We start from the raw sequence: 12,481 nt of genomic DNA on the forward strand, positions 1-12,481 counted from the left end.
ACCGGCGGCCTCGCCCGCGGCCGCGCGGGCCCTCGCAAACGAAATGCGCAATCACACCGCCGCCAAGGCGAGGTGAAGCGGTTGTTTCGTCGGGAGACCCGTGAACCGGCGCCCGGGTTGATCCCAGGCGCGTCTCCATCCGACTAAATCGTTCGAGGTAGGTGTGGACCTCACCTTCTTGCGGATGAAAGCTCGAGGCTCGGGCTTGTAAGCTCGCGGGCTGCAAGGGATACTAGCCACGAAATCCCGATAAGGGAGGGGCATTTAATTACACTATGACTACCTTCACCTTTTCCAAGGAGCTGGCCCCTGTCCCGATTAGCTGGGAATTGCTAGAGCAGTGTGAGACATCCCTGCTACTCCAGATCACCCAGGACTTCTATGTCGACCCCGAGGGGATTCGGACAACGCTTACGCTAATATCGCAAGAATACTCAGAGATGGCGAGTGGGGTGCAGCACTACAGCGCACGGAAACTCCCAGAGGGATGCGAGGTAGCGATATTATCCATCAGGTGCGAGCAAATCGGCTTGGATTTGAGCTTCGAACTGTCTCCGATTCAACGAGGAAAGATCTATCTCTCGGGAAAGGCCGACTTCGATCGATCCGGAACGCGGCTCAAGGGTTTGTGGAGCGCTCTCGAGGCGTTGCTCAGGAGCCGTGCCCTACCCACGAAACTTCCCCAGCCAAGTACGTCCCAGATGTCAGCCCGGATCCCTTCTTGCAGGATCGGCGGCGAGAATCTGACGAAACTCGGGCAGTATGTCGACGCCGCACTCAAGCAGTTCCTAGGCCAGGCACATCGTCTCGTCGAGGATATCGATATCGTCGTTGACACACGGAACGGGAGCCGCGCCGTGCCTTCACTCGGTGACGTCTGCGACATTCTCGATGAGGTCCGGAAGGTGGATGTGCGCATTCGACGCGGGTCAAAGGACCGATCGGCGGACGTTACGATCACTCTGGACCCGAAGAGCAGAGAGAATCAGCTCTCTGTTTCTCTGTCTGCATTCGACGATCCAAGCTCGCTCTCGGAGGGAGCTAAGATCGTCCAGGGTCTCACGGTGAGGATCGCTAGCAGGCGCACGTATCACCACGTCCTGTACTGGGGACCTCATCGGGGTTTGCTGGCGTACATGGGGATCGTGTTCATTTGCGAGCTGTTTCTTCTTTCCGACCGTGTCTCGGCCGTTATTCTGCTGCCTTTGCTCATGCTCCCGTTCGCGGTCATGGCGGCACGGCGACGGTTCCCCTACATCGTGTTCGAGCCCTTCAAGCTCGCTACGTTCGATCAGGTCCTGACTGTTGTCGTCCCGGCGGTGTTCACCCTGGTGCTCCTACCCGTCGTGATCACCTGGCTTTCGGGAGCGGACTGACAGCAGGTATCACATGGGTTGATGCCGCATCACTTTGGCGAGACATGCGCAGAGGCGCAGTGCGACGGAAAGACGATTTTCGTTTACGGTGATCCTATTCTTTGCATGAAAGACGAGAGCGCTCTCAACTGCTGCACCGACTCGAACTGAGCAGCGAGCGCCCCTCATACCCCGCCCCCCGTGATCACGCGGATCGAGTCGCGCTCGGGTGTGCGGGGGTCGCTGGCGAGGCGGAGGATCTGGTCGTCGGGGACGACGTACAGGTCCTCCATCGGGCGCATGTGGTGGACGGCGCGAGCGCCGATCCGGATGTCCTTGACGGCGAGGACGCCGGGCACGGCGCCGACGACCGCCTCGATGGTGAGGCGCTGCAGCGGGGCGCCGAAGGTGAAGGTGTCGGGGGCGAAGTAGCCGGGGCCTGTCGACCCTGACGAGGTCCAGGCGCCTTGCTGCGCCCGGCGCCGCGCCGGCCAGCGGTGCGACTCGCTCAGCGCGAGCGCCAAGGCGCCTCCGACGAATTCGGCGTCGGAGGGAGCCTGTCACGGCGTGAACTTCGCCAAATACACATGATAGCCGCCGTTCCCGAGGCTGACGGCGAGGAACACGTGCCCGTCCGGACCGACGACGACGCCGTGACCGCCGTGGTCGACGTAGCCGATATTGTAGCGCTTATACCAGATAAAGTCGCCCGTGGGATCGAGCTTGTCGAGATGGACCTGTTTGTCGGGGTTGTAGCCGGCCTGCAAGATATTGCCCGCGGCGTCGAGCGCGAGCGCGTAGCTGGTGCCAGCGGCAGCATACGTATCGCTCCACTGCAGCGCGCCCTCGGCGTCGAACTCGCCGAGCCACATCGCCGGCGCCTCATCGCCGACGTAGAACTTGCCGCTGACGAGGATCTCCCCGCTCGGCCGCAACGTCACCGCATACGCCGTCCCGCCGCCGCCGTCGTAGTCGGGGTACGGATTGGCCGACCACAGGAGATCGCCGTCGGGCGTGAACTTGCCGAGCCACAGGTTGCCGCCGCGCTCCTGGCCGGCGACGAAGATGTCGTCGAACGGATCGATCGCCACCGCGTTCGCCGAGTCCATCGAGCCCGCAATCGGCCCGTCATGGAGCTGCGTCCACACCTCGTCGCCGGCGGCCGTGTACTTGCGGATCCACACGTCGCGCTTGCTCGGCGCTGCGTTCGCCTCGGAGTCACCGACGACCACGATCGCGCCGGTCGAGTCCTCGGCGATCCCGTAGGCATGGGCGCTGTAGGGGGCCGCGTATTGGCGCGTCCACACCTCGTCGCCGGCAACGGTGCGCCGCTCGATGTAGGCGGTGCCCTGAAAATTGCCGCCGCTCCAGCGATAGCCGGCGATCAGGACGTCGCCGTTGCTCGCCACTGCCACCCCCTTGGGGATGAACGACAGGGGGTCCACCAGAGTGCGGGACCCGTCGACGTAGTGGGCCCAGGCGAGCCCGCCGACGTTGCTGGCGAAGTTGGACGAGACGAGCGCGAGGTTGCCGTTCGGGTCGGCGGCCGCGGCCTCCAGCCTGCCCCCGTACAGGTCGTGCTTGGTCTCCCACAGCTTGTAGCCCGGCGTCACCGTGCAGTCGGGCTCGCAGCCGTCGTTCTTGATCATGTCGGCGTCGTCGCACTCCTCCATGCCGGTCCATACGACCCCGTCGCCGCACTTCGCTGACACGCAATCGTTGCGACAGGCGTCCTGGTCATCGTCGTTGGCGTCGTCGCACTCCTCGACCCCAGCCCGCACGAAGCCGTCACCGCACGTGGCTTGCTTGCACAACGACGTGCACGAGTCATGGTCGAGCACGTTGCCGTCGTCGCAGTCCTCGCCTGGGTCCATCTCGCCGTCGCCGCACTCGGTCCCGCCGCGGGTGGTCGAATCGCTGCTGCTGTCGGACTCACTCGTGCCGGTCGAGCCGGTCGTCTCGCCTTGCTCGGCCGCGAACACGCAGATGTCGAAGCTGGCGAGGCACTGCATACCCGCGGGGCAAGACTTTCCGCCCGAGCAATCGAGCACGCAGGCGGTCTGCTCGTCCTGCAGGATCGGCACGCACTTCGACACCGCCGTCGCGCCGGCGGGGTCGACAAAGCAGTCGCAGTCGTCGCTGCAGCCGAGCGAGCAGATGCCGAAGCTCGGCGCGTCGGGGTCGTCGACGATGCACAACGGAGAGGACCCGGCGCACGACTCCCCGTGCACACAATCGTGATAGCTCTCCTCGGGCCTCTCGGGGCAGGCGCCGTCATCGCTCGTGCTCGTCGTGCTGCTCATATTCCCTGTCGTCGAGGTGCTCGTCGCATCAGGGGTCGTCGGCTCGAGGCTCGTCGGCGTCGTCGTCGTGAGACTGGTCATCGTCGATGTCATCGCCGCGTCACCGGTGGAGTCCTGCGCGGCCGTCGTGCCGTCGCTGCCGGTCACGGGCGTGCCGGTCGAGTCGAGGCCGCTGTCGTTCGGGCAGCCAGCAGAGGTCCATAGCGAGATCCATACGACGGCTGTTCCGCCGCCACGTCGATGATTCATCTTCATTGGAGGCGACGCTACAGGCGTAAAGGCCGGGCTGCCATCGCCCTCCTGCGCATTCATGGTGACCCAACTCATCCTTCGCCACTTACTTCTGGGCGTTCTCGCGCACAAGGGCGGCCTCCGCTCGAGCCCGGCGCCGAACTGCTGCTCATCGCCCGTGTGCGAAGCTTGGCCGCCTGCCGCGCAGGCCGCTGCCAAGGCCGGGTGGACCGCGGTCGCTGGGCCAACGAGGCGAGATTTCCGCCACCTGGGCGCCGCTGTTCAACCTGCTGACGATGGTGGCGGTCGCGCCCCCACGATGATGCGGTCGGCATCGAGGTCGAAGATCGCTGCGGCGGCCTGTCCCCGGAAGCACAAGAACAGATGTTCGACCTGAAGACGAGTCGGGCCCGCGCGCCGCGGAGCTACGGGTTCGGCCTGGCGATCGCCCGCCAGGCCGTCGAAGCTCACGGCGGCACCTTGAGCGTCAGCGATCTGCCGCACGTCGGTGCGTGTTCACCGTCTTGGTTCCTCGCACGCAGCGTCTAGCCTCATGAAATGTTAGAAAGGCTCACCCGGGGCGCGACCGCGGGTTGACCAGCCTGAGCTTGGTCATGCGGCGCCGCAGCGCGTGTCGGGTGATGCCCAGCAATTTGGCGCGCCGATGATGGAACCGACGCGCACGAGCGCCTCAAGGCAACTGAGACACGCTGTCAGAGCTGAGCTCTCATGCGTTCGATGATCACCGGGAGCAGGACGCCTAGCAAGAGGAACTTGCAGACGCCGATCCAGGCTCTCCGGCGCCGTTCCGACTCGCGGTTGAAGAATATCGTGTAAGGGTAAAGTCGAGGGACGGCAAAGGGGGTGATGTACGACGCGATGGCCAATAGGCCGAACGTCATCAGGACCCCGGGAGTCTCGCCGAGCTTCACGACACAGCCGGCGCTGACGGCGATCCCGAGGATCGTGCACAGAACCAAGAGCAAACCGTTGTGAGCGAGTTTGTGATTGTTCCGCACCGGGCGGGTGCCTACGGTCACCTGATTGTAGATGTCATTGGTAAATTGGGCCGCATTCGGGAGATCTCCTTTGATGTGCAGCGTGGCTTCGGAGAGGGTGAACTTCAGCTCGATGAAAACTCCCTTCAATGTCACGGGATTCACGTCGTAGCTGTCGGCGTCTGCTTGGGATGTGAAGATCCACATGCAGAGCTTGACCTCGCGGGTCTTGTCCGGGAAATATCCGCCCTCGTACCTCCGCTCGAGCGAATCTCCCGAGTTGTACGTGTCGGCGCTCGCGGGCCCCTTCACCGAGATCAGCGAGCGATAGCTGGCGACTTCGCTGGCCAGACCGCGTGCAGTCGCTCTACATAGCTCCTCCAGTTTCTGCAGCGTGGAGATCGACAATTTAATCGAGGTAACTTCTCGAGTCTCGTCTACGGCGCCTGTCTCTGGCAGGACGGATCGTGTATGGCTCTCAGGTAACGTCGCCAGTGTCCGTGTGATGATCTCCAGCAGAGTGTTCGGCGCTAGGCCGGCGGTCAGCGTGAGAAAGACGGTCTCGGGTGACAGCTCTAGGCGCGCATGGAGACCGATCGTAGCGGCATCGGCGAGAATTACGACCCCTACCAACTCGCCGGCGGGCGCTAGATCGGTCTTTTGGAGTTCGGTGCCTGTCCACGTGCAGCCGCTTCCCTCCGCCTGAAAATGCCATTGTATGTCGGCATCGCGCGCAATCGGCGCAATATTTCTCAGTAGAGCGTCTCGGGTCGACACGAGGTTGTCATGAATCAAGGCTATTCCGGGGCGGGAGCGTGTCGCCGAGCTGAGGCAGAATGGGCTGCCGAGCTCATCCTCGTCGACCCTGGCGAAGTCTCCACGGAACAGCGGCGCGATGTTTCTTCCGTATGCTGCCATAATATTGGCATGTGCGATATGAAGATCTTCCATGACGAAGGCGATTCTCGCCCATAACCGTTCCGCGGAGCAAGGGGATTTGCGCGAGCCGGAAATACTCGTGAAGCGAAGCGCTGGGTGGCGCTCGGTCAGTCCGCGCAAGTGCGGCGGGCCGCGGCATCGACTGACACCGTGATATTTCGGGGCGCCGTCCTCGCCAGCGACCGCTCGTCGGAAGCGAGGGAGCGGACACGAAGTGTGGCAGGCTGCGCTGACCCGCTGCCACCCAGGTCGCGAATTCCCTCATGCGTCAGAGTTGAAAGTCCCCGGTAAAACCCTTGCTCCGGCAGTCTCGAGGTGGGATGAAATGCATTATAGGGAGATGGTGCCACCGAAGACGCACATTGCACGACACAATTTGTCTAAGCGGTGGCACCACGACGGCACTCTGTTCGGGCCGTGCGCACGCTCCCTCTTGACCGTCGCCGACCCTCCATCGACAGAGCCAGCTCCCTGCACGCGACCGCTCGCGTGAATGAGCAAAGTGAGGGCTTCGCCGGCGCTCACGCCGGTTCGTCGGGCTCGGGCAGATCGAAATACCCACGCGCCAGCGCCCCGGCGCAGGCCGCCAGATACTCGGCGCTGAAGCGGGCCCGCACCCGTTCGCGCGTGGCGTCCACCGCCTCCGGCGCCCACTCGAACGGCCAGCCGAGCACGTCGCACAGGGCCTGCGCGGCGCGACGCGACTCGCCCGGCTCGTACGAGGTCGGGGTCCGCACGTCGGAGTCGTCGAGCAGCGCGACGAGGCCGGCGATCGGCGTCGCGTGGCCGAGAGCGGCGAGGCCCCACAGCGCGAACACCCGCGTGCGCGGCTCGGGGTGCGTCAGGTTGGGCTCGAACACCAGCGCCGCGATCGGGTCTTTGAGCTTGCGCAGCGCGTCGAGCAGCACGAAGGGCGTGTCCCGGCCTGCCGTATGCGCCATGAGGATCTCGACCGAGCCGCGGTCGCCGAGCTCGCCGAGCGCGTCGACGGCCCACGCCCACTCGGGGTCGTCGGCGTCGCGGGCGATCGCGCGGAGCTCCGGGATGAAGCGCGGCCGCGTCTTCATGCCCTGCACCAGCCAGTCGCGCGTCTCGTCGCGCACGCCGAGGAGCTCGCGGACCTCGTCGTCGGCCGGACCGCCGGGCTCGGCGTCTCCGAGCGCGAGCAGCACATCGACGCGCCGGCGCGCCCGCTGCTTGCTGCCGCGAGCAGCGCGACGCAGCGCGGGCAAGCCATTCTCGCCGAGCGCGGTGACCTCGGCGACCAGCCGCGCCAGCCCCTCCGCCGACGAATTTTTTAAATGGGGCTGCAGGGCGAGGACTGCGGGATCTGGCCGGGCCATGGGCGCGAGCTTTCACGCGCCCCCGGGAGGCTGTCAACCGCGCCCTCCTCGAGGAGACACGCCCACTGCGTGCCTCGTCCTCGCCCTCCCTCGCGCCCACGACGAGCCTCTCGACGGAGCGGGGTCATCGGCGGCGCGAGGATGAGGCGGCGTCGAGGTTCGTCTCGCAGATCGGTCCCGTCGTGTCGATCCGAATCGATGCACCGTCGTCGGCGGCCTCCTAGCTAGGGCCGCCTCCGCCTCAACAACAGCCCCGCCCCCGCCGCGACCAACAGGCACGCACCCCCGTAGACCAGCCTCGGGTCGATCGTCGACGCGTCCGCCACGGACGCCGCCTCGGGCCTGGCGGCCTCCACCGCCTTCGCCTCCACGGTCTTCGCCTCGACGGTCTTCGCCTCCACCGCCTTCGCCTCCACCGCCTTCGCCTCCACCGCCTTCGCCTCGCCCGCCCCTGCCGTCCCCGCACTCACTGGCGTCCCCGCATCCGCGGCCGCGCCCCACGGCGCCCCGATCAGGCTGCCCGCAAAATACTTCACCTCCTCCTCTTCACCGTCATCCGCATACGGATCGATCACCTTCACATCCCCGCGCGAGCGCTTCCGCGGGTCCTGCACCTTCCCGCTGCCCCACAGCCAGCGCACCACCTCGAGCGCCAGTTTTTCACCCTCGCGCCGCACCGCGTATGTCACTACTCGCGAGCGCTCGGTGTAAATCTTCACCACCGCGTCCATCGCCAGCGCCACGCCCGTGCGCACCACCGCCGGGTCGCGCGAGAACAGCCGCCAGCGCTCCTCGTTCGACATCGCGTCGAGGCGAGCGATCGCCCCGTCCTCCACCGGGAACTCGGCCCGCGGCAGCCCGAAGAAGTAACAGCGGGCCATCGGCCCCTCGTAGTTGGTCGTACTTTCGAACTGCTCGCCCTCGACGACCACGAGGTAACCGTCGTACTCCTCCTCATCGTCGCCGTAGAGCTCGAGCCGGGCGTCCGCCCGCTGCTTCAGCTTCTCCTCGAACGACTCGAACGCCCCCGATACCTCGCACGGGTACGGGTACACGACCAGCACCAAGTCGCCGAGCCCCGCCACCCCCTCGACCACGATGCTCGTCTTGGCCTCGCCGTACTTCTCCGAGTCGAACGGCACAGCGTCGGCGGCGGCCACCCCGGCGACCGCCGCGATCACGAGCCCGAGAACCGCCGCCATCGCCCGAGCTCCGCGCCCCCGTGGGACCTTCGTCATGCGCCGAGCCTTTCATCGTTCGCCCGCCCCCGCAACCACCGGCGGACCGGGGACGCGACGCTCGATTCGCCCGTTGTTTACCGCGCGGTCGCGCCCCGCAGCTCGCCCGCGTCAGCAGCCGCCGCTGCTCGCCGGCATGTACCCTGATTCGTCGGACACCGGCTCAGCGAGCCGGGCCACCCGTCCATGCGCGATGCCGTCGCGCTCGCGCCTCGGCGCGGCCCCGCCCGGTCAATTCGCCCCGCTGCGGACCCACTCGATCACCGTGCAGAGCTGCCCCTCGGTGAGCACCTTGCCGATCGGCATCGGGTTGCCGCCGCCGCCCACTACATTGGTCTGCTGATTGAGCAGCTTGAACAGCAGATAGCTGCGATCGACGTCGCCGGCGGTGACGATGTCGATCGTCGCCATCGTCGACGGCACGCCGACCATGCTGTCGCGGAAGCTGGGCCCGTCCTTGAAGATCAGCGCCGTGCCGACGCCCTTGCCGTGGCAGTTGCACGCGCCGACCACTGCCTGCCACGCCTGCCCCGCGCTGACCTGCGCCGGCGCGCAGTCGGGCGGCATCAGCGGCATCGGCGGCACGCACTCCTGCTGCTTGCACACCGCCTGGTCGCAGTCGCCATTGTTGAAGCACCCCTCGCCGAGCGAGCACTTGCCGCAGTACGGCCCGCCGCAGTCGACGTCCGGCTCGTAGCCGTTGGCGACCCCGTCCGAGCACGTCGGCGCCACGCAGGTCGTCGTGCATTGGTCGTTGTCGTCGTCGTCGCCGTCGTCGCACTCCTCGACGCCCGCGTGCACGAAGCCGTCGCCGCAGCGGGCCTCCTCGCAGATGCCGAGGCAGGCGTCCTCCTGACTGTCGTTACCGTCGTCGCAGGCCTCGCCGGGCTCGACGAAGCCGTTGCCGCAGCCGCCCGGGACGCAGTCGTTGGGGCAGTCGTCGGACTCGATGAGGTTGCCGTCGTCGCACACCTCGACGCCGGCGTACACCAGCCCGTCGCCGCAGCGCGCGAACGTACACGAGAGCGTGCAGGGGCCGTCGTCGGCGTTGAGATCGCCGAAGTCGCACTCCTCCGGCGACTCGGTCACGCCGTCGCCGCAGCCCTCGGGCGGCTGGCCCGTCGACCCGCCCGGCGAGTCGCTCATCGTCGCGGACGCGACCGTGGTCGCGGGCTCGCCGGTCTCGCCGGCCTCGCTCGTGGGCCCGACGCCGGTCCCGGCGGGCTCGTCCGTCGCGACCCCGGGGTCGGTGCCGCAGGCCGTCGCGGCGAGGCAGAGAGAGAGGACCAGCGTGCGCATGCGGAGCCCGAGAGTGCCAACGAGCCCGCGGTCCGCCAAGCCGCGAACGCCACCGCGCCGCGAGCGCGACGCATGCCCGCGAGCGCCCCCGCCCGCCCAGGGGTCCAGCGCAGGCCAGGCATCCCCGGAGGCGCGGCCACAAAACCCCGAGCACGCGGCACATCGCCGACTCGCGTGTCGGCTTTCTTCGCGGTCATGGGGGCGAATGTCGCGTCCACCTCGACGCGCTCCCGAAGCGATCGCCCACGCCCTCGCTCGTGCAGGCGTCGCGCCTACGCCGGTGCGCCACTTCGACCCGGCTGCATCGACACGTCGACCCGACGCGGCAAGACGAGCTCGCGCTCACGACGAGCGCACGCCGCCTCGACCTCGGGGCGCGCGTCCGAGGCGGACGACCTCCTCGTGCGGCCCAGCCGCGGGTCGCCGTCATCGGTCCGGCGCCGCCCGGCCTGCCCGACGGCTCGATCGCCGTGCCCGACGTCCCCGCGGTCGCCCGCGCGATCGAGGCCAGCGCAGCCGAGCTGCTGTGGGTCTCGCTCGCCGGCGACGAGCATGGCTCCCATAACATGTCCCGAGAAACATTTTCTAATTTCTCCGCAGCGATCACCGCCGAACCTGTCCTTCAGGATATCCCCGTAGCGATCGCCCGGACGGACGCCGGAGAGGCCGCGACGGTCGTTCTCGCCTGCCTGCGAGCGGGCGCGTGGGCCCGGCTGGCTCTCGCCTTCCCGCCGGCGGGCGACTCGAAGTGACGCCTCGCTCTTCTCGCGGCGCTCTCACCCACGCCACGAGCTCGCTACGCAATCAACGACCCCGGCCCGCCGACGGCCACGCCCATTCCCCGGCGAAATTGCTGCGCGGCGATCCGCCGATTGACGATCCGCGGCCGGGACGGCAGGCTCTGCCGCGAGGTGTTCTTTTAAAAATGTTCGAGTACAGCCCGGTATGGCCCCACGGGGCGCTACAGCTCGCCTTTCCTGAGGTCTTCTACGTCGTCGGCACCAACCGGACCCATCATGCCGGCGTCGACATCCAGACCAGCCGGACCATGACCGTCGTCCGCGAGGGCGACGCCCTGACCCTGCTCAACACCGTGCGCCTCGACGACGACGGCCTGGCGGCGCTCGACGCCCTCGGCCAGGTCCGGCACGTCGTCCGCCTCGGGGCCTTCCACGGCCGCGACGACCCGTTCTACTGCGACCGTTACGGCGCCACCCTGTGGGCCTTGCCGGCCGCCACCCACGCCGACGGCCGAGCCACCGCGCGGGCGCTCACGCCGGACGGGCCCTTCCCCCTGGCCGACGGCCGGGTGTTCGAGTTCACCTCCGCCCGCTTCCCCGAGGCCGCCGTCCTGCTCGCCCGCGAGGGCGGCATCCTCGTCACCTGCGACGCGATCCAGAACTGGACCGAAGTCGACCGCTTCTTCTCGCCGCAATGCGGCGAGCTGTTCGCCGACCAGGGCCTCATCCGCCCCGCCAACATCCCGTCGACGTGGCGCCACGCCTGCGCGCCGAGCCCCGACGACTTCGCGCGCCTGCTCGCGCTGCCGTTCCGCCACCTGATCAGCGCCCACGGCGAGCCGCTGCGCGACGAGGCCCACGCGCGGATCGCCGCCAGCGTCGCCGAGGCCTTCCCCGCGTGACCGCCCGACGGCTCGAGTGAACCCGCCCCCGGCAGAGCTCGAGCCCTCGCGCCGGTACCAGATGTCTCTCGGGACAGGTCGTAAGTTCCTGTCCCCAGGGACATGTCGATCATAAGCCCGGAATCACCGCGCGTCGCGCGCGAATGCACCTTATGGACATTCACGGGGTGCCCACATTGTCCCGCCCCCACGCCCCGGTCGCCAGCGACCGCGGCGAGAATTGCTCGAAGCGCCAGCGCGAAGCCAGCGCCCCGCGCCGCCGCACCACCTGCTGCGCCCGCACCCGCCACAACCGCTCCGCGCCCGCGACCTGCGCGAGCTCCTCGCCCGCCAGCACCAGCTCGGTCGGCCCGGAGATCTGCAGCAAGTGGCCGCGCGCGAAGTCGACGAACACCAGCCCCGCGCGCGGATTGACCAGCAGGTTGCCCAGAGTGTTGAAAAACAGGTTGCCGGCGAAGTCGGGGATCGTCAGCACCTCGCCGTCGACGCGCACGAAGCCCGGGCGGCCGCCGCGGTGCGACACGTCGACCCCGCGGCGGGCCGGGTCGCCGTCCTCGTCGACGTAGCTGGCGACGAAGAACGTATCAGCTGTCGTGATCGCCAGGCGCGCCGCCTCGTCGAGGCCTGTCATGCGCTCGGCGGGCGCCGCCTCGCGGACGACCTCCACCGGCGTGCGCGTCTGGATGTACTGCGGGCAATTGCCGAACGACCACTCGGCCGCCACAGTGAAACCTGCGTCGTCGCGCCCCCGCACCCGGCCGTTGACGCGGTTGCGCCGGCGCGTGGGCAGCTCGATCCCGAGGCACCCGAGAGCCGCCCCGACGGTGAGCCCCGCGCTCGCGGGATCGTCCGGGTCCGGCAGCGCGTCGACCCGCAGCGTCCGCGGATCGGGCGAATGCACGAACCCTGGCTCGCCCTCCACCAGAGTCGCCCACGGGTCCCCGGCGTCGTCGACCGCCCCGAGCACGAGGAACGGCAGCTGCGCATAAAACGTCCGGTGCTGGTCCGGCATGTGGTCCCGGATCACCCGCGCGCCGACCTCGGCCATGCGCTCCGCGACCCCGTGCCGGGCCTGCAGCTGCACCTCGCCCGCGTGCCACGGACTGCGATGAATCGTCGACATGATCGCCTCC

The 12,481-nt window shown here is 67.8% G+C and carries 12 protein-coding genes; 4 read left to right on the forward strand and 8 right to left on the reverse strand.

Annotated elements, in window-relative coordinates; all coding sequences use genetic code 11:
* Positions 1–275: 275 nt before the first annotated feature.
* Complete coding sequence (locus tag OV090_RS42110) at positions 276–1,376, forward strand: hypothetical protein (protein ID WP_267710534.1); 1,101 nt, start codon at positions 276–278, stop codon at positions 1,374–1,376.
* 164 nt (positions 1,377–1,540) lie between these two features.
* Here OV090_RS42110 and OV090_RS42115 read toward each other — a convergent pair whose 3' ends face one another.
* The gene (locus tag OV090_RS42115) at positions 1,541–1,879 is read right to left on the reverse strand and encodes a hypothetical protein (protein ID WP_267710535.1); all 339 of its coding nucleotides are present in this window, start codon (positions 1,877–1,879) and stop codon (positions 1,541–1,543) included.
* Between the two features lie 36 nt (positions 1,880–1,915).
* A complete protein-coding gene (locus OV090_RS42120; protein WP_267710536.1) occupies positions 1,916–3,658 on the reverse strand; it encodes a DUF4215 domain-containing protein in 1,743 nt (580 codons plus the stop codon).
* On the opposite strand from OV090_RS42120, the gene OV090_RS42125 reads away from it, so the two are divergent.
* A complete protein-coding gene (locus OV090_RS42125; RefSeq protein WP_267710537.1) occupies positions 3,648–3,902 on the forward strand; it encodes a hypothetical protein in 255 nt (84 codons plus the stop codon). The two genes, OV090_RS42120 and OV090_RS42125, sit on opposite strands and share 11 nt — an antisense overlap.
* Before the next feature lie 269 nt (positions 3,903–4,171).
* On the opposite strand, the gene OV090_RS42130 is transcribed toward OV090_RS42125, so the two are convergent.
* The 5 genes from OV090_RS42130 to OV090_RS42150 all read right to left on the reverse strand — a co-directional run bounded on the left by OV090_RS42130 (position 4,172) and on the right by OV090_RS42150 (position 9,706).
* A complete protein-coding gene (locus OV090_RS42130) occupies positions 4,172–4,360 on the reverse strand; it encodes a hypothetical protein (protein WP_267710538.1) in 189 nt (62 codons plus the stop codon).
* A 242-nt stretch (positions 4,361–4,602) separates the two neighbouring features.
* Positions 4,603–5,838 carry a hypothetical protein gene (locus tag OV090_RS42135; RefSeq protein WP_267710539.1) on the reverse strand — a complete coding sequence of 412 codons (1,236 nt, stop codon included), beginning with the start codon at positions 5,836–5,838 and terminating at the stop codon, positions 4,603–4,605.
* A gap of 509 nt (positions 5,839–6,347) precedes the next feature.
* The gene (locus OV090_RS42140; RefSeq protein WP_267710540.1) at positions 6,348–7,169 is read right to left on the reverse strand and encodes a hypothetical protein; all 822 of its coding nucleotides are present in this window, start codon (positions 7,167–7,169) and stop codon (positions 6,348–6,350) included.
* Positions 7,170–7,393: 224 nt separating this feature from the next.
* Positions 7,394–8,371, reverse strand: a complete 978-nt coding sequence (locus OV090_RS42145) for a hypothetical protein (protein WP_267710541.1) — start codon at positions 8,369–8,371, stop codon at positions 7,394–7,396.
* A gap of 267 nt (positions 8,372–8,638) precedes the next feature.
* Positions 8,639–9,706 (reverse strand): DUF4215 domain-containing protein, encoded by a 1,068-nt coding sequence (locus OV090_RS42150; RefSeq protein ID WP_267710542.1) that lies wholly within the window; start codon positions 9,704–9,706, stop codon positions 8,639–8,641.
* A gap of 470 nt (positions 9,707–10,176) precedes the next feature.
* Here OV090_RS42150 and OV090_RS42155 point away from each other — a divergent pair, with 470 nt between their 5' ends.
* Complete coding sequence (locus OV090_RS42155) at positions 10,177–10,458, forward strand: hypothetical protein (protein WP_267710543.1); 282 nt, start codon at positions 10,177–10,179, stop codon at positions 10,456–10,458.
* 173 nt (positions 10,459–10,631) lie between these two features.
* A complete protein-coding gene (locus OV090_RS42160; protein ID WP_267710544.1) occupies positions 10,632–11,348 on the forward strand; it encodes a hypothetical protein in 717 nt (238 codons plus the stop codon).
* A 160-nt stretch (positions 11,349–11,508) separates the two neighbouring features.
* Here OV090_RS42160 and OV090_RS42165 read toward each other — a convergent pair whose 3' ends face one another.
* Positions 11,509–12,471, reverse strand: coding sequence for a pyridoxamine 5'-phosphate oxidase family protein (locus OV090_RS42165; RefSeq protein WP_267710545.1), 963 nt, complete (start codon positions 12,469–12,471; stop codon positions 11,509–11,511).
* Positions 12,472–12,481: the final 10 nt, after the last annotated feature.

It is taken from the genome of Nannocystis sp. RBIL2 (assembly GCF_026626745.1).
GTDB lineage: Bacteria > Myxococcota_A > Polyangia > Nannocystales > Nannocystaceae > Nannocystis.